Annotated in this window: 16 protein-coding genes; 5 read left to right on the forward strand and 11 right to left on the reverse strand. The window is 45.7% G+C overall.

Features of this window, described 5'->3' with window-relative positions; translation table 11 throughout:
• Positions 1-289 precede the first annotated feature (289 nt).
• The 5 genes from NC796_RS11015 to NC796_RS11035 all read right to left on the reverse strand — a co-directional run bounded on the left by NC796_RS11015 (position 290) and on the right by NC796_RS11035 (position 5,422).
• Entirely contained in the window at positions 290-1,078 is a 789-nt protein-coding gene (locus tag NC796_RS11015) for a queuosine precursor transporter (RefSeq protein ID WP_310684455.1), read from the reverse strand.
• Positions 1,079-1,227: 149 nt separating this feature from the next.
• On the reverse strand, positions 1,228-1,935 hold the full coding sequence (locus tag NC796_RS11020) for an N-formylglutamate amidohydrolase (protein WP_310684456.1): 708 nt from the start codon (positions 1,933-1,935) through the stop codon (positions 1,228-1,230).
• Entirely contained in the window at positions 1,928-3,172 is a 1,245-nt protein-coding gene (locus NC796_RS11025; protein WP_310684457.1) for a glutamate-cysteine ligase family protein, read from the reverse strand. Before NC796_RS11025 ends, NC796_RS11020 begins: the two co-directional genes overlap by 8 nt.
• Positions 3,173-3,215: 43 nt before the next feature.
• Complete coding sequence (locus NC796_RS11030) at positions 3,216-4,709, reverse strand: RimK family protein (protein WP_310684458.1); 1,494 nt, start codon at positions 4,707-4,709, stop codon at positions 3,216-3,218.
• Positions 4,706-5,422 carry a C39 family peptidase gene (locus NC796_RS11035; protein ID WP_310684459.1) on the reverse strand — a complete coding sequence of 239 codons (717 nt, stop codon included), beginning with the start codon at positions 5,420-5,422 and terminating at the stop codon, positions 4,706-4,708. The genes NC796_RS11030 and NC796_RS11035 overlap by 4 nt, the downstream gene beginning before the upstream one ends.
• Positions 5,423-5,644: 222 nt before the next feature.
• Between NC796_RS11035 and NC796_RS11040 the strand changes: the two genes are divergently transcribed.
• Together NC796_RS11040 and NC796_RS11045 are read left to right on the forward strand one after the other, a co-directional pair.
• Complete coding sequence (locus NC796_RS11040) at positions 5,645-6,133, forward strand: VOC family protein (protein WP_310684460.1); 489 nt, start codon at positions 5,645-5,647, stop codon at positions 6,131-6,133.
• Positions 6,134-6,172: 39 nt separating this feature from the next.
• Positions 6,173-7,102, forward strand: coding sequence for a glyoxylate/hydroxypyruvate reductase A (locus NC796_RS11045; RefSeq protein WP_310684461.1), 930 nt, complete (start codon positions 6,173-6,175; stop codon positions 7,100-7,102).
• A 324-nt stretch (positions 7,103-7,426) separates the two neighbouring features.
• On the opposite strand, the gene NC796_RS11050 is transcribed toward NC796_RS11045, so the two are convergent.
• Complete coding sequence (locus NC796_RS11050) at positions 7,427-8,506, reverse strand: branched-chain amino acid aminotransferase (protein ID WP_310684462.1); 1,080 nt, start codon at positions 8,504-8,506, stop codon at positions 7,427-7,429.
• Between the two features lie 234 nt (positions 8,507-8,740).
• On the opposite strand from NC796_RS11050, the gene NC796_RS11055 reads away from it, so the two are divergent.
• On the forward strand, positions 8,741-9,430 hold the full coding sequence (locus NC796_RS11055; RefSeq protein ID WP_310684463.1) for a uracil-DNA glycosylase: 690 nt from the start codon (positions 8,741-8,743) through the stop codon (positions 9,428-9,430).
• 146 nt (positions 9,431-9,576) lie between these two features.
• Here the strand turns inward: NC796_RS11055 and ppc are convergent, their stop codons facing one another.
• Positions 9,577-12,411: a phosphoenolpyruvate carboxylase gene (gene ppc / locus NC796_RS11060; RefSeq protein ID WP_310684464.1), complete on the reverse strand. Its 2,835-nt coding sequence runs from the start codon at positions 12,409-12,411 to the stop codon at positions 9,577-9,579.
• 37 nt (positions 12,412-12,448) lie between these two features.
• On the opposite strand from ppc, the gene NC796_RS11065 reads away from it, so the two are divergent.
• Positions 12,449-13,039, forward strand: a complete 591-nt coding sequence (locus NC796_RS11065) for a DNA-3-methyladenine glycosylase I (protein WP_310684465.1) — start codon at positions 12,449-12,451, stop codon at positions 13,037-13,039.
• A 225-nt stretch (positions 13,040-13,264) separates the two neighbouring features.
• A complete protein-coding gene (locus NC796_RS11070) occupies positions 13,265-13,468 on the forward strand; it encodes a hypothetical protein (RefSeq protein WP_310684466.1) in 204 nt (67 codons plus the stop codon).
• 226 nt (positions 13,469-13,694) lie between these two features.
• Here the strand turns inward: NC796_RS11070 and NC796_RS11075 are convergent, their stop codons facing one another.
• The 4 genes from NC796_RS11075 to NC796_RS11090 form a co-directional block, all read right to left on the reverse strand.
• A complete protein-coding gene (locus tag NC796_RS11075) occupies positions 13,695-14,444 on the reverse strand; it encodes a sulfite exporter TauE/SafE family protein (RefSeq protein ID WP_310684467.1) in 750 nt (249 codons plus the stop codon).
• Between the two features lie 44 nt (positions 14,445-14,488).
• Positions 14,489-15,901, reverse strand: coding sequence for a rhodanese-like domain-containing protein (locus NC796_RS11080; protein ID WP_310684468.1), 1,413 nt, complete (start codon positions 15,899-15,901; stop codon positions 14,489-14,491).
• A gap of 93 nt (positions 15,902-15,994) precedes the next feature.
• The gene (locus NC796_RS11085; protein WP_310684469.1) at positions 15,995-16,402 is read right to left on the reverse strand and encodes a DUF6691 family protein; all 408 of its coding nucleotides are present in this window, start codon (positions 16,400-16,402) and stop codon (positions 15,995-15,997) included.
• A gap of 23 nt (positions 16,403-16,425) precedes the next feature.
• On the reverse strand, positions 16,426-16,992 hold the full coding sequence (locus NC796_RS11090; RefSeq protein ID WP_310684574.1) for a YeeE/YedE thiosulfate transporter family protein: 567 nt from the start codon (positions 16,990-16,992) through the stop codon (positions 16,426-16,428).
• Between the last annotated feature and the right edge of the window lie 189 nt (positions 16,993-17,181).

Genomic DNA, 17,181 nt, shown 5'->3' on the forward strand with positions numbered 1-17,181 from the left:
GTATATAAAAACACCTAATAACTTCGAGTCTGCCTCCCGGCCGTTTTTTAAATCGTCAATCAATCGAAATCAATCAACGGGTCGCACTATGCGATTACCTGTCTGTCTCATTACGAAAAAGAACAAATTTTGGTGCCCAAATGCTTCAAATTATTGAGCAAAAAATTGGGTTGAAATCAATTCGAAAATTGGCTTCAACCCATCTCCAAAACGGAAACAAAATATACGGCTTTACTCCCACCATTGTCAATCTTTTTTCGAACATTTTTTCCTCTTTTTTCCAGGAGCCTCAACTTTGTGTGGCGCCAGTCTTTTCATCAAGAAGACTAAATTCAGAAGGATCCTCATCATATTCCCTAAATAATTTAACCCCGATGTAAAATAGTGGAGTATCAAAAAGAGCGAAGAAAAATTTAAAGAGGTAAGAGTTGAGAATGAGGATAATTAAAGCTCCAATACTGTTTACATTATCCCCTAAATTACCCGCTATATATAGGATTGATAAAATAGCTGTGGAATCTACAAGTTGACTTACCGTGGTGGAGGCATTATTGCGAAGCCAGAGATGTTTTCCCTTTGTGAGCCGCTTCCAGAAATGGAATAGTCGTACATCTACTGTTTGGGCGGTTAGGTATGCGATTATACTAGCGATGGTATTGCCGACCATAAATTCATAGACTCCTTCAAAAAGATTTATTCCCCCACTAACTCCGTCCGTATTTGGAAGCCAGTGATTGACACTCATCAAAAAGAGCATAAACACATTCATAGCAAATCCCACCCATACGACCATTTGAGCCTTTTTCCTGCCAAACAGCTCCGAAATCAAGTCGGTTGCCAGAAATGTAAACGGGTAGGCAATAACTCCAACTGGAACGCTCATCGTGTAGATATTTTCGTCACGAACCAAGCTGGGAGTAATGGACTGCAGCCACCCAGGGAGTTCAACAGAAAAAATGGTGACAAATTTCGTCGTTCCTATAACATTTCCCAAGACCAGGGATGTCAAAAATATTCCTGAAAGTGACAGAAACAGGACATCTCTTTTAAAAGGAGTTCGTTCTGTAAAAAGCTTCATTAAAAATGCAGATTTAAATTACGCTATCAACTCAGGTTTTGAATACTGAAAGTGGGTTTAACAAATAGCGAAAAACAATTTCCAAGAGCAACAGTTCAGAAAATCTGACTGTACTTTTGTTGAGAGGGATAGCTGGTAAGTTGTGTTATCTATGACCACTCTTTGTACGTTTGATACAGGGTGTCGGCGATCAAAATCTGCACCTGTTCCCAGTCCCCAATATCGTTGCTTTGCGGGAACTTCTGGTTGACTTCTATCTCCAACCCCACATACTCGGTGACTTTGTACTTCGTTCGGAGATAAGTAGTAAAACCATCCATCACACCAGGATACGGAGTATTAAAAAGAATATTCAGATCGGTTTTCTTTTTGAGCAAAGATTTCCAAGCTTCACAAAATCTTTTTTCTTCAGGTCGCTCAGGGTCAAACAAAAGACCGATATCGGCTTCCCTGATCGCCCCGTTCAATTCGGGGGTAAACGTATGTACGCTCAGATGCAGAACTCTCTCACCTTCGGCGATGAGATCCCCAATTTTCTGTTCTACCCTGGTGCGATGGGGCTGATAATAAGTGTTCAGAACAGACTCTTTTGTTTCCTCATCAAGAGACCGGGTATATTCTGAAAAAAGTTCATTACTGTTCGGCGAGCGATTTAAATCGACCAGCAACCTTGTAATATGATGAACAAACGGGGTAACATTCAGCCTTTGCGCACACTTTTTAGCCAATCCAAAAGCGCCAATATCATACCCACGATGCGTGTTTAATATTCCGGGATTATTATCAAATAGTTTCCTGTATGGTGCGGGCACGCTGTTGCCGGCATGTTCACAGGTGATAATAATTTGGTTAGCCATGGCTATTGAACACCGTCCCTTCACTTAGTGTATTGGAAAGAGTTCGATAGACAGAAGATATTGTTGTTCTGTTCCAGTCCTGCTGCGACGTCAAAATTCGGCATGAAAGAGAGCCCAGTTCCAGTACCTGCTCGAGGGTTGTCAATTGCTCTTCAGATTTTACTTCTTCAGCACTGTAAAGAGTCTCAAAAATATGGGTCCAGAAATCCCCTACCTGAACTTTGCTATCGCTATTTATTCCAAAAGAACGGCAGTATTCCGGGGGTAATAAAGCTTTTTCTCCATGTTTTATAACCTGAAGTAAAATTTCGTACAAAGACTGTTCATCCCAATCCTTCAGTGCTTCGATTGGGCAAAACTGTTCCTGCACCAAGGCCCGTAGTGAATCCGCAATGAATCGGACCAAAGCAATATCTACCAACGGCGATTCCTGAATATCCAGCACCCGAATTTCAATGCTACCGCGGTCGAACCTAGCAATGGCTCCCCGGGAATTAAGCCATTCTTCCTGCAATAGGACTTCTGGATCATACGGGGCTATATCCTGGTACATTTTCTGGAATATGACATCATTGTATTCCGCTTGACTAAAGACGGCTTCGGGTACAATATACCCCATTACGGATGGTACTTTTTGCGAGTTTGTTCGATATACCTCCATGCGGTAATCCATAAATCCCGTAGGTGCTCCATCTGCGATAGGTGAGCTTGCTGCGATACCTGGCAAAACAGGCAGTAATATTCGTATGGCAGCATGTAATTTTCCGAACTCTTCATCCCCGGAAAACGGTAAATTGATGTGAGTACTTTGCAGGTTTGCCCAGCCATGTCCCCTACAGTCAAAAATTCGGTTATACGCTTCATAAATCGGGTTGTATTCATGAGGCCAGAGCTTCATCTCTTTGTAGGGGTCCATCAGTGGGTGCATTGCCGTGGGAAGCAGCATAGCATTGTGCGCTTCCAGCAATTGATTAATGTGATTGACCTCCTCCTGAAACGCACGGTGTAATCCTTCTAGTGAGCGGGCCGGGCCATTCGTTTTCAGCTCGATCACGTGGAGCACCAGCTCATTGGACCAGGATATGACTCCGCGTTCTATCTGATTTGTATACTCTCCGGCTACCTGGTGAAGCAGTTGGTCGGCAATTGGGCGCACGGCCAAGGTCTCGCGATCTACAATCATGTATTCAAGTTCCACACCAACCGCCTCAAAAAGATGTAACTTATCTTTACTCATGCTTGTTGTCCCTCATTTGGATTATTGCCAACCGTTTGTCAGATCATTTATCAGATTTTGCGGTGGAAACTTGCGTGCTCACTCCTTTTTTCTTTTCAATCCTTCCAAGGATTTCTCTCATGATACAGGTGTAAAGTTCATCTTTGAGTATTTCATCTTCAATACCCGCATCGATGCTCGGATTGTCATTGACTTCTATTACATACACCTTCCCATTGACCTGTTTTAAATCAACACCATAAAAACCATCACCGATCAGGTTAGCTGCTTTGAGTGCAGTCGTGACTACGGGATCGGGCGCATCTTCCAACTTTAACGTCTCAGCCCTGCCGGCATAGGTGCGGCCTGACTTTGCCTGCTCATAAATCTGCCAGTGTTTTCGAGCCATAAAATATTTGCACACATAGAGTGGCTTCCCGTTTAGTATCCCCACTCTCCAGTCGAATTCGGTGGGGATGAACTCCTGAGCAATTAGCAAGTCGGATGTTGAAAACAGCTTCCTCAGCGCTTCTTGCAGTTCTTCGGCAGTATCAGCTTTCACGACGCCCTGTGAAAATGAGCTGTCTGGCTGTTTTAGGATGCAGGGCATCCCGATCTCCTGTTGAATCCGCTCCGCATTTTCTTCGCTCACAATCATTGTCTTTGGCGCCGCGATTTTATTTCTCTCCAGCAGCTCGGCAAGGTATACTTTGTTGGTACACCGTAAAATGGATTCTGGATCGTCGATAACAACCAAGCCCTCAGCAGCTGCCTTCCGGGAAAACCGGTAGGTGTGATGGTTTACATTGGTCGTCTCACGAATAAACAGACCATCAAATTCTGCAAGGCGCCCGTAATCTTTCCAGGTTATCCGTTCCACATAAAAGCCAACTGATTCCGCCGCCTTGGTAAACTTTTGCAGGGCACGTTCATCGGAGGGAGGAAATTGTTCTTCCGGGTTGGCCAGAATTGCCAGGTCAAAACGGCTGCTGTTTCCTTTCTTCGCAAAGTAGCTGTGGCGTCTGTTGAAATACTCCCGGGCTTTTTCCACTACAAACGGACGATGATCCTCCGGGATGTCACTAGCTGCAATAGGACCTATAGACTGCAAATTCCATTTCTCTGATTTGACAAAATGTGCTCGCAGCAGCGGCGCCTGGAATTGCATAAAAAGCTGCTGGCTCAATTTGTCGTAGCGCTTCGCCAGGTTTCTCCCGAAATAGATACTCAATGTAAATCGGCTACTCTGTATCGGTTTGAGATTTTTCTGAATCATAGCATCCAGCTCATCCGAAACATACCGTACCATGGAGGATGATTTCAGGTCCTGTATAGTCAGGACATTGGGCATCGGTTTGTGGCCCCGGGCCATCGCCAGCAGGGAAACATAGTACCCAATGCTTTGATAGCGATAAGAACGGCACAGGTTGAAGAGTCGCACATTTTTCAAATTGCTGTATCGACTATCCGAAAGGTATAATTTAGCCGATACGATCTCGCCCTCGGGAATCTGCAATGGCCAGTTCCTGGGGTTATTCACTACAAACAAGTACTTCATAGCCCTGTTTTTTCCGGTCTTCTGATGATGATTAAATTGGCATCATAGGTAACAATACTGAGTAAAATAGCATTTATGACACGGTTTATCTCAATTTCGTATTGATGCCCTTTAGCCAAGGGGTTTTCCAGCAACGGATCTGCCACCATTACGGTCTTTGTTTCCCTGTCGTACCCATGCAACACAACAAAATGTCCTACAGGTTCCCCCCGCAGATCATCGTACTCATTATCGGTACCCAATTCGCGTTTGCTCCGATAAAGAAACGTAGCACTTAATCCAGTTAAAATCGGAATACCCTTGTTTAAAAAACTGCGAATCAACGATGGTTGTAATACCTCAAATTCCAACTCTCCCCCCGCATCCAGAAAAGCGATATAAGCCTCAGTAACCTGTTTTAGTTTAGGATCCCCTTTCAGCGCTGCTTGATTTACCAGCTTTTGTTTAATGAAAGCAGCTTCTTCCCCATACCAGGTTGGATCGAAAAGGTTAAGATTATAGGAATAGATCGTAGCCCGGTAGCCACGCTTGAGTGCATGCATTGCCAGCCATGCGCCCAACGTCCCACCATCCAGCAACGTCGGTACCTCATCAATTACCTGTTCCAAAGAGATATTATCATCATAAAAATTATAAATCGTCTTCAAACAAGTTGGACCGCAGGTAGTATTGTCGGGTTGTGCCGAAATTGAAACTGGAATGTCTGTTTTCATTTTTATCCTAAATGCCTCAAAAATCAACGTATATATCTGAATATATTACGGAGAAATTGGTTCTTCGCCATTAGTTATTTTGATTATTTTGCGGAAATAGGGTTGAAATCTTGCAGAGTTAAAGTTTTTGCGCTACATATTGTCACCGGGAAAAATTAAACCAATGTACATAAGGAAGAACGTAATTCTACCTTTTTAAAACATTAAAATTATTCTTTGAATATGCAGTATTTAAACGTATCCGCACATAAACCAGCTACTCACATTTTATCTATCATATTTGTATTTCTTTTTTTAGCCGTTACGGGATCATATGCGCAATCCGAGGGATTCAACGCCACATTCGAACATCAGGCGATAGTGGTAAGCGACCTCGATGAGTCCGCACAATTTTACAAGGAGGTGCTAGGGTTACAAGAGGTGGAAAACAAGACCGAAAAGCCCACCCGACGCTGGTTTTCACTCGGGGAAAACCTGGAGCTCCATCTGCTGCTGGAAGATGAGATGGTAAGCGTGAACAAGTACCTGCATATGGCTGTGGCGATCTCAAAGTTTGATGCTTTCATTGGAAATTTGCGCGATCGAAATATCACCTTCTATGATTGGGAGGGCAATCCAAACGAAATAAAACTCCGGCCTGATGGGGTTCGCCAGGTATATTTGCAAGATCCTGACGGCTACTGGATTGAGATCAACAGCAATGCCCGTTAGTATTAACAAATAATTTTAATCCCGGAACATTAGATTATAGTGTCATTACTGCTCCTGGCGCCGCACCGCAACAATATGCAGACCTGGAAAGAGGCCCTGTTGGAGGAAGATCCGAACCTCGATGTCGAAATCTGGTCGGATGTTGAAGACAAAGAGCGAGTTCAGTTCATTGTGAGCTGGAATCAACCTAAGCGAACGCTGAACCAATTCCCCAACCTCAAGGTAGTCTCTTCACTGGGAACCGGGGTCGATCACATCCTGCGTGATGAGCATCTTCCTGAGAATGTGAGTGTTTGCCGTGTAGTTTCCTCATCCCTGGTCCGGCAGATGCAGGAATACGTGCTGATGGCAGTTCTGGATTACCAGCGGAACCTGCACACTTATTTCCGGCAGCGAAGCGAACGCGAATGGAGGGAACATCCCAATAAAACCATTGATGAAATACCGGTGGGCGTTATGGGGCTCGGTAAACTGGGAGCACCGGTAGCCCAAATGCTGGCCAAAAATGGGTACCAGGTGGCTGGCTGGTCGTATTCAAAAAAGGAATTAGATGGAATCGAAACATTTGTTTACGATGAACTTGAGCAATTCCTAAAGACAACACGCATTTTGGTCTGCCTGCTGCCGTTGACTTCGGAGACGCACGGCATCCTGGATCTGGATCTGTTCAAGAAGCTGGAACATCCTGCTTACCTAATCAATGTGGCACGTGGTGAACATCTTGTTGATGAAGACCTGATCTATGCGTTGGAAACCGGCTGGATCGAGGGAGCCTGCCTGGATGTATTTTCCGAAGAACCGCTACCGGACCGGCACCCGTTTTGGAACCGCAAACAAATTATGATAACACCTCATGCCGCTAGTTTTACTCCTCCTCATGAAGTGGCTGAACAGGTGGTTGAAAATTACAAACGCGCGCTTTCGGGAATGGAACTGTTAAACGAGGTGGATCTTGAGAAGGGATACTGATCGGTTATCCTCCTACACACTAGGCTTCGGAGAGCGGGCAGTTATCCGCTTGCCCTAGGAGCTTTAGCGTAGTAGGGTTATCAGTTATCAGTTATCAGTTATCAGTTATCAGTTATCAGTTATCAGAGGCTGCTTATTTCTGAGGTCCGCTTCAAGGATTACTTTTGCGTAATGCGAAATACATGATGCGTAACTTTTTAATGCTTTCATCAATAATCCTATCCTTACGTATCACGCATTACGAATAACGTATCGGTCGGGAGTGCAACTCCCTCCCAACCCGGGAAAAATTCCCAATTGCTACCCACTGCTCACTGTTTACTGTCAACTGTGAACTGTTACAGGATATATCCAGCCGAATGGGTCTTCCTTTTTGCCGGTCTGGATACCATAAATCTCATCGTATAATCGCTGGCCAAGCGCCCCGCGCTCCTCTTCATGGATGGTAACGGTCTCACCGTTATAGGAGATTGTATTGACAGGAGCAACCACCGCAGCTGTGCCTGTGCCAAATGCTTCCCTGAGCTTTCCCTGCTTGCCAGCTTCCATCACTTCATCAATTGAGACTGCGCGTTCTTCTACTTCTACATCCCAATGCCTGGCCAGTTGAATCACGGAATCCCGCGTAACGCCTGGCAAAATCGTTCCACTTAGCTTGGGCGTAACCAGCAGGTCATCAATCAGAAAGAAGATATTCATCGTCCCAACCTCCTCTACATACTTATGCTCAATGGCGTCCAGCCAGAGAACCTGGTCAAATCCCTTATCTTTTGCCTGCTGAACAGGATATAAACTGGCGGCATAATTACCGGCCGTCTTGGTGGCACCGGTACCTCCTCTGGCAGCACGCACATGGTGTTGATCAGCTAATAGTTTTACCGGCTTCGAGTAATACGATCCCACCGGTGAAGTGATGATATAAAATCGGAATACATCGGCTGAACTAGCTGCAATGACTGGTTCGAACGCAGAGGCAAACGGACGAATGTACAGGGCGTTGCCCTCTTTTTGGGGAACCCAGCGGTGATCAAGCTTTATAAGCTGTTCAATAGCCTGCAGGAAGAGATCGGGGGGGACCGGGGGGATACAAATACGGCGGCAAGATTGGGTCATCCGCTCAATATTTTTTTCGGGCCGAAAAAGGTTTACTGTATCGTCTCCCACGTAATACGCCTTGGTTCCTTCAAAAACGGATTGCCCATAGTGAAACACTTTCAGGGCAGGTTCGACCTCTATTGTACCGTAAGGCTTAATGGTTGGGCTGTGCCAACTGCCATCCCGATACTCCATCTCAAACATATGATCGGCAAAAATGCGGCCAAAGCCGGGATTGTCAAGGTCGGCCTCAGCCAGTCGACTTTCGGATACCTGCTCAATCTCAATGTTAGCTTTTTCACTTATCATATCTGGCCTTTTTATTTTTTGAAATATTTCTCACGCAACCGCCGCTTTTATCTAAAGTAAGAAAAATGGAAATCCTACAGCAATAATATTGAAAACGGTCTCCACCTTTTTTTTCTTCTAACCGCTGTATCTTTGAATAATCACATAAATAAAATTGATAATAATATAACGGAGTTTCACATCCTGACCGGAATAAAGAGGATGATACGCTCCTAAAATTCTTGGAACGATATCTTGCAAAAGAAACTGGACAAACTTTTTACACTTCTCAAACAAACACCGAGGGGACCTTACTTTAATCCCTGGTACCATCAGGATGAAGCACATGACCTCAATTCTTCATCTCCCAATGTGCGCCGGAAACAGCTGCGAACCTATCTCTCAGATCGACTGGAATCAGCCAGGTATCTCTGCGTGGCAGAAGCACTGGGCTATCAAGGGGGACATTTTACCGGCATAGCCATGACCTCCGAACGCATTCTGCTCGGTCACCAGCAAAAACCGCACGGCATTCCGGCCGATGATGTATTCCGGGAACTCGAACCGCGCCGAACAAGCAAACCAGAGGTTATTCAAAAGGGATTCTCAGAGCCGACCGCCACGATCATGTGGAAGGCGTTATATAAACTGGGGCTGAATCCTTTTGAAGTGGTACTGTGGAATGGGCTGGCCTGGCACCCGTATAATCCGGAAGATGGGTTGCTAAGCAACCGAACCCCAACGGATACCGAATTGGAGGCCGGTATTCCTGCTCTCAAGACCTTTTTCGAGCTATATCCTGATGCAAAAGTGATTGCCGTTGGCCGCAAGTCGGAACATTGCCTGGATCTGCTGGATGTTGACTACATCCCGGTTCGCCACCCGGCTAACGGCGGCGCTCCCAAATTCCGTCGCCAAATGAAAGATTTGATTGAACACGGATGACACAGAGTATGCAGATTGGCTCAGAATTATAAAAAATTTGGTTCCGCTGCCTGGCAACGGAACCAAATGATTATTTAAATGTGATTATACTGAATCGTCAATTTTGAGTTGACCAATTCAACATTCATCATTCAAAATTAGAATTACTAACCCGTGCTCTGCATGGCGGCAGCAATTCCGTTAATGCTAAGGAACAGCGCTTCCCGAAGCTCCTCTTCTTCCGCTCCCCCGTTGGCATTCCACCGTTTAAGCAGATCGACCTGCATCAGGTTGAGAGGATACGTGAAAGGATTACGGAATCGGATCGATTTCTTAATCACCATACTATTATCCAGAATATCATTCAGGCCAGTAATAGAGGTGATCACCTCTTCGGCTTTTTTGAAATCATCGGAAATAATGCCGTAAAATTTTCCATCGGCATCGGTGGTATACGCGTCGGCTGTGGCAAGGTGTGTTCGAGCCATCTCTCGCTGGGCGTTGTCGAGGATGGTTTTGAAGAAGATCCACTCTTTGTACCATTTCCGGAAGAGTTTCAGATTCTCTTCATCCTTGTCGATCATCTCTTTCAGAGCAATGCCAATGCCATACCAACCTGGCACGTTGAAACGCACCTGCGTCCAGGCAAACACCCATGGTATAGCCCGCAGATTATCGAAATCAGCGGCATCCGGTCCTTTTCGGGAAACCGGTCGTGACGCTATCGGGAGGCGACTAATGTGCTCAATTGGTGTGATTTCGGTGTACCATGGCCAAAATTCCGGGTCATCAATAAGATCACGATACGCCTTCATGGAGCGCTGCGCCACCTGTTCCATCACCTCTTCCAGCTTGTCACGATTCTCCTGCGTCGGATCATTTTCTGAGACCGTAATGCGGAGCATCGCATTGACGATCTGCTCCAAGTGTCGGCGTGTGATGGAAGCGAGCGAATAGCGGAACGAGATTACCTCTCCCTGCTCAGTAAAACGGATACGCCCGTTGTTGCTAATCGGCGGGAGCGCCAGGATTGCCTGGTTTGAACGACCACCACCACGACCAACGGTACCACCGCGACCGTGGAATAACCGGAAATCAACATCATATTCGCGACATACTTTGCCAAGATCCTGCTGAGCTTTTTCGAGCGCCCAGTTGGCCATCCAGTAACCGCCATCTTTGTTACTATCGGAATATCCCAGCATAATTTCCTGGAAATCGTTCCGGGCTGCTACCTGCTTGGCGTAGAGCTCATTTTCGTAAATAGTACTCATGATATCGCCGCACTCTTCAAGGTCTTCGATTGTCTCAAAGAGCGGAACCAGGTCCAGTTGACTTGTGACCTCATCCTGCTCATTACTCCAGAGTCCTCGCTCTTTGGCAAGTATAAGCACCTCCATCATGTCGCTTATGCCATGGGTCATACTGATGATATAGCAGCCGAAACTGTTTTCATCCAGTTCCTGCATGTCGCCGATAAGCTGGAATACATCCAACAGTTCCTGTGTGTTGTCGGAAACACTGGCTTTTACCGGGCAGAGGGGTCGCGGGTTGGAAAGTTCCTGGGTTAAGATCTTTACTTTCTCCTCTTCCGAAAGGCCTTGATAATCGTCCGTAACTTTTGCCAGCGAGAGCAGTTCTGATACCGCATCTTCATGCAATTTACTATGCTGTCGGATATCAAGACTGGCCAGGTGGAAACCGAAAGTTCGGGCCCGTATCAACAGGTCATTGAGCTTTCCGTAGCTGCTGACCCCCTTGAGACCACCCTCGGCCAGGCTTTCCTTAATAAGCTGCAGATCGCTAATAAAGTCAGAGGCCTTGTACTTTTGCGCTTCTTCCAAGACTTCTCCTTTCCTACCTTCACGGATCGTCTTCAGCTGATGACGCAGCTTGTGCATAATCAGGGTTACTTTCTGCCGGTAAGGCTCATGCTGATACAAACGCTGGTACCGCTCGGAGAGTGAAAAATGCTTTTTATCCTCTTCAATAGAGGCTTCCAGCTCCTCGGTAATAGTGTATTTGTTATTGGAAACACTGAGATAGCGACGCATTTCGTCGAGCTCTTCCAGGTAAAGCTTCAATACGTTTTCCCGCTGCTCCAGGATGGTGTTCCAGGTTACATCCACCGTCACCTTGGGGTTCCCATCGCGGTCACTTCCAATCCAGGAACGGTATCTCAGAATTGTCGGAAGATCAGGCACGGTGTCATAATAGGTTTTAAACGCCTCCCGGAGATCATCATAAAGTACGGGAATCGTCTCCCAGATGGAGTTCATAAAATAGAACATGCCGTTTTCCACTTCATCCTCTACCGTCACGCGCGCCGAGCGTACCTCATCGGTGGCCAGCAGCAGGTGAATTTCGTTAAGGATCTCCAGCACCGCCGTTTTACGCTCATCGGGGGTATACTGTTCCTGCTCCAGCTTGGAAATCATGGAGGTAATATGCTGCTGTTTCACCAGGATACTGTGGCGCCGGGCTTCAGTCGGGTGTGCGGTAATGGTCGGCTGAATATCCAGCTTGCCGATCACTTCCATCGCCTCTTCCTTACTGTATCCCTTCTGACTCAGCTGGTAGACCGCTTCTGCAATACTTTCTGTGCGAGGCGAGTCCGCCGTAGTTTGAAACGAACGTTCCCGGTTGATCCGGGTAATCTCGTGCTGCTCAAGTGAGTTAATCAGGTGAAAATATACGGTATAGTACCGCAACAGCGAGCTAATCTTTTCAGTGGACAGGCCACCGATCTTTTCTTTTAGCTCTTCCATAGTCTCTTCGTCACCCTCATCAAACGCCTTGGCGGCCAGTTTTGGGAGCTCGGTAATATCCTCAATAAGATCGGCATCATCTTTATCAGTAATAACTTCTTCCAAGAACTGGGAGAGGCTTTTTATCTGATGCCCGAGATTTTCACTAATTTCACTTTTTTCGGCAAAATAATCAGTAGTTTTTTCCCACAGCATTCGTGTTGGTCTCGTTTTATTATCTTTAACTAGTTCCATATACAAACAAATTTATAAACCGACGGAGGCCTAATATATGAAAAATAGATGTCAGTGGTGTGAGGATACTTTTCCCGAATATGTACGCTATCACGACGAGGAGTGGGGTGTACCGGTTACAGACGATAAGGCACAGTTCGAGTTTTTGGTGCTTGAGAGCGCCCAGGCTGGCCTGAGTTGGGGTACTATTTTAAAAAAACGGGAGGGCTACAGGAAGGCTTTTGCCAATTTTGATGTCGAAGAAGTAGCCCGTTTTGACGAACAAAGAATCCAGCAATTAAAACAAAATCCGGAAATTATCCGGAATGAACAGAAAATCCGGGCAGCGGTAAATAACGCGCAAAAAGTGATTGAGTTGCAGGAACACTACGGCAGTTTTTCGAATTATATCTGGTCATTTGTGGATGGGAAACCGGTAAATAATCGCTGGACCAAGTTACAACAGGTACCGGCTACGTCAGAAGAATCGGATCATTTGGCAGCCGATCTTAAAAAACGGGGCTTCAAATTTATAGGCAGCACCATCATATATGCCCACATGCAGGCCACAGGAATGGTAAATGATCATACCACCTCTTGTTTCAGGCACAACGAGGTTGAAAAAATGCACCAAAATTTTACATTATAAGGTAGCTTTTTTACCTAGGTGTTTACAGGATCAGCATTAATAATTATCGGTATATCTTCCTTTAAACTCTATTAAGCTATAAAATGCCGATAATACAATGAGTTATTTGTATCAGGAGTTTTAACAGCAACTTTATATCACAAATTCGAAGTTTTTTCTATTTTATAACCCATTTTTAACCTAACAAATGATCTATTTCATCTAATTACTAAAGCATTTACCGCTATGCGCTCAAAGTTTACTATAGACGAAGTTAGTCAGATGCTGGACATGAAACCTTCGGAAGTCGAATCAGAACTCGAAGACGGATATCTGGGGTATACTTTTGATAATGGCGAAAAAAAGGTCACCCTTTATGATCTTGAAAAGTATATGGGAGCGGAACGTACCCGTGAAATTACCCAGGAATTTTTACAGCAAAACTCGTAATCTGTATCTGAGAGTTATCTCGGATAAGAATTCGACCACTTTTATAATTTGGGCTTTCTTCCCCCTTGGGAATTCGGAGTGGCTAATTACCTGACTTTAGCATATATCATCGGCATGCGCCCCCTTTATTAGGCCTAACAGGTATAGTAGTTTCAGGGTAGTGGGGATTTTGGGAATAAATTTTACGATTCACTCAAGGATACCCCAGATCTGTGTTATTCGTTTACTACAAATTCATATAAATTATGTAGGCACCCATTAAGGCCAAAAAGAGGGCAAATCCTTTTTTCAATCCTTCCTGGGAAACCTGGTCTCCAATTTTTTTGCCGGCCAAACTTCCGAGGATGCCAATTCCTGAGAAAATGACTAAGAGAGACCAGTTTACCGAAAGATCGAAGGATTGAAGTACATCAAGGTATTTATAAAACCCGCTGAAACTTTTCATCGATATGATAACCAGGCTGGTGCCCACAGCAAGGGTAATGGGTAAACCCTCCATCAACACCAGTGCCGGTACGATCAAAAATCCACCACCAACGCCTACAAAACCGGTCAACACCCCCACACCGATTCCTTCTAGAATTATTTTGTACCGCGGATAATCGCCGTAGGAACTTTCCAGTGTCGCGTGGTTTCTATACATCATGATGGCAGCAATGATCATCACAAAGGCAAACACAACAAGCTGCAGCGTGCCGGAAACATACTTTGCCAGGAAAGCGCCGCCGTAGGTCCCAGCCATGCCCGGAAGACCAAAGTAGAGTACGCTTCTCCAGTGCACCCTATTCTTAATGGCATAAGGAATAGCGCCTGCCAGACTTATGGTTCCTACAATACCAAGGGATTCCGCAATAGCTAGTTTTTCTGGTTCATCTACGAGGTAAACAAGCACAGGCACTGTCAGGATGGAGCCCCCGGATCCCAACAACCCCAGGGATATACCTACAAGTAGCGCTCCAAGCCAGGCCCAAAACATAAGTCCTCCTTTGAAAAATGATCGGCCAAAACGTCTCGACTCATTTACTTTTTAACGAGATCCGGCCAGTTATTAATATGATCATCCACTAATTTCACGCGGTAACCATTGCGTTGTAATAATGCCGCTGAGGCAGAAGCGCGCCCCCCCGACTGACAGTGAACCAGCAGGGTTTTGTCTTTTGGCAACTCCTCCAGGTGCTCCAATAACCTGGTATGAGCTATGTTGATCGCCCCCTCGATATGCTCTTCTTCATATTCTGTAGCCTTTCGGACATCCAGTACGGCGGAGTCTTCAGCATTTATCAGACCTTGCAGCTTCCCGAAATCAGTGCGCTCAATATGATCAAGGGGTTCCCCCTTCTCCTGGTAATCAGATAAATCTGCCGGCGTGATGTATCCTTCAACGTTATCGAGGCCGATCCTGATCAGCGCGCGTACCGCTTCCTCGAGGCGCTCCGGTTCTATAACGAGATATATCCGCTCCTCTTCCCTGATAAATGAGCCGCTCACAGTATCAAAATTTTTGTCCAGGGGACTCGACAATGAACCTGAAATATGTCCATCCACGAAGTCAGATCGATTCCGGGTATCCAGGATAACAGCTCCTTCGCCACAGCCCTCTTCTATAAAACCTTCCGTCTCCAGGTGTTGCGGTTGAGGAAGTTTACCCAGTAACTTGGGTCCCCTGCGGTTGTCGCGCTTCATACGGGCAAAATAGAGCGGGGGCTCCGGTTGGCCCTCAAGGATAAAATCAACAAAATTCTGCTCGCTGCTCGCTGCTTTTATGGAGGGATTAAAACGCAGCTCATATCCCACCGTGGATTCTGGAACCGCTCCCAATGCCTTTCCGCAGGCACTTCCGGCCCCGTGCCCCGGCCACACCTGCAGGTACTCTGGCTGCCGCATAAACTCGGTTACCGAGTCGTAAAGTGTTCGTGCCGATGATTCCATCACGCCCTTTTGACCGGCTGCTGTCTCAAGCAAATCCGGGCGACCGACGTCGCCGACAAAAATAAAATCTCCTGTTATCAGTCCCATCGGATCATCGGCGGCAGCACCATCGGTTACTTTGTAGGTGAGGTGCTCTGGCGTATGCCCCGGGGTATGCCACGCCTCAAAATGGATATTCCCGATGCTGAAGCGGTCGCCGTCTTTAAGCAGCTGGTAATTGTAATCACTGTTAATAAGCCATTCGTACCTCCAGTCATCACCTCCCTCATCAGAAGCATAAATCTTTACACCTTTCTCGGCGAATTCCCGCGCACCTGTCAAGTAATCGGCATGGATGTGGGTATCAGCTGCAGCTATAATCTCGAGTCCTTCTCTATTCGCAAATTCCTCGTACCGGTCGATATCTCTCATTGGATCAATAATAATGGCTTCTCCCGAAGCCTGACACCCAACCATATACGCATACTGCGCTAGCTTCTCTTCAAAAATTTGTTTAAAAAACATGACGCATATCTCTATAGTTTTGGCAAATTTCAAATAACGCTAACAACTCTCTCTACTTTGTTATTTGATGCATTATTGTTTAATAATTTTTACCTAATGGGGTAACTTGGGTCTGAGGTATCCATACACCCATGCTCCCACGATAGCACTTACCAGTGGAACCAGCATAATCAGCAGTCCGCTGCCACTCAGTACATACAATGGGCCCGGACACGCCCCAGTCAGCGCCCATCCCAATCCAAAAATTAATCCACCCAACACATAGCGTTTGTTAAGTGAATTGTCTTTGGATTTAACCTTCATCTCATTTCCATCCGCATCCTTCAATTCAAAGCGGTTGATAATCCAAACTGAAAGTGCCCCGATTGCAATCGCTGAACCGAGCACACCGTACATATGGATGGAATCGAAACGAAACATCTCTTGTATACGAAACCAAGAGACAACTTCTGATTTAATCAATACAAAACCGAAAAATATTCCTGCAAACAAGTACCTCATCGATACAAAATTTTACGCTTTAATTATAAACTTAGGATGAAGGGCAACAGTAAATAGGTTACAATAAGCCCCCCAATAAAAAAACCTACAGTGGAAATCAGTGATGCCTTTTGGAATGTAGCCATGCCCGTAATAGCGTGGCCGGATGTGCATCCCCCGGCGTAGCGGGCACCAAAGCCCACCAGGAACCCGCCCAGTATCATGACGATGAGTCCTTTTACAGAAAGCAGGTTTGTCAAGTTGAAAAGGTCATTCGGAATCATTCCGTCAAAATCACTGATTCCCAACGCGGCAAGATCCTGCCTGGTTTCAGTAGCGAGCTGAATTGGTTCAGGATTATCAAAGACAAAACCACCCAGGAAGCCCCCGATAATCATACCGGCTACCAACCAGAGGTTCCAACTGCTAGCTCTCCAGTTGTAGTTAAAATATTCGATTTTGGACGGTAACGTAGCGGAGCAGACATGCCGAAAACTCGATGACACGCCAAACGATCTGTTACCGATATACAGCAGAAGTGGCAGCATCAACCCAATTAACGGACCTGCAATGTACCAGGGCCACGGTTCTGTTAGCAACTCTGTAATCATATTCAAAATGTTTGATTACTGTTCTTAGTAGATCAATAAAAGTATAGTAAAATCCGCAATATGACACAACATGTAAATACATGTACTGTTAACACAGTGATATAACCCACTCAAAGGTGATAACTACTTTACAGACCGTAATCTTCTTGTTACAGCTTAACGCACAGCGCCAAAGATGGTATTCATACT

This window comes from Aliifodinibius sp. S!AR15-10, from assembly GCF_031569985.1.
In the GTDB taxonomy this organism is placed as follows: Bacteria; Bacteroidota; Rhodothermia; order Balneolales; family Balneolaceae; genus JAMQKA01.

Excerpts from the sequence above, each read along its gene's own strand:
- NC796_RS11075 (WP_310684467.1), bottom strand. The coding sequence starts at position 14,444 with ATGTTTTGGGCCTGGCTTGGAGCGCTACTTGTAGGTATATCCCTGGGG.
- NC796_RS11050 (WP_310684462.1), bottom strand. The coding sequence starts at position 8,506 with ATGATAAGTGAAAAAGCTAACATTGAGATTGAGCAGGTATCCGAAAGT.
- NC796_RS11035 (WP_310684459.1), bottom strand. The coding sequence starts at position 5,422 with ATGAAAACAGACATTCCAGTTTCAATTTCGGCACAACCCGACAATACT.
- NC796_RS11070 (WP_310684466.1), top strand. The coding sequence starts at position 13,265 with ATGCGCTCAAAGTTTACTATAGACGAAGTTAGTCAGATGCTGGACATG.
- NC796_RS11080 (WP_310684468.1), bottom strand. The coding sequence starts at position 15,901 with ATGTTTTTTAAACAAATTTTTGAAGAGAAGCTAGCGCAGTATGCGTAT.
- NC796_RS11065 (WP_310684465.1), top strand. The coding sequence starts at position 12,449 with ATGAAAAATAGATGTCAGTGGTGTGAGGATACTTTTCCCGAATATGTA.
- NC796_RS11040 (WP_310684460.1), top strand. The coding sequence starts at position 5,645 with ATGCAGTATTTAAACGTATCCGCACATAAACCAGCTACTCACATTTTA.
- NC796_RS11030 (WP_310684458.1), bottom strand. The coding sequence starts at position 4,709 with ATGAAGTACTTGTTTGTAGTGAATAACCCCAGGAACTGGCCATTGCAG.
- ppc (WP_310684464.1), bottom strand. The coding sequence starts at position 12,411 with ATGGAACTAGTTAAAGATAATAAAACGAGACCAACACGAATGCTGTGG.
- NC796_RS11085 (WP_310684469.1), bottom strand. The coding sequence starts at position 16,402 with ATGAGGTACTTGTTTGCAGGAATATTTTTCGGTTTTGTATTGATTAAA.
- NC796_RS11020 (WP_310684456.1), bottom strand. The coding sequence starts at position 1,935 with ATGGCTAACCAAATTATTATCACCTGTGAACATGCCGGCAACAGCGTG.
- NC796_RS11015 (WP_310684455.1), bottom strand. The coding sequence starts at position 1,078 with ATGAAGCTTTTTACAGAACGAACTCCTTTTAAAAGAGATGTCCTGTTT.
- NC796_RS11090 (WP_310684574.1), bottom strand. The coding sequence starts at position 16,992 with ATGATTACAGAGTTGCTAACAGAACCGTGGCCCTGGTACATTGCAGGT.
- NC796_RS11025 (WP_310684457.1), bottom strand. The coding sequence starts at position 3,172 with ATGAGTAAAGATAAGTTACATCTTTTTGAGGCGGTTGGTGTGGAACTT.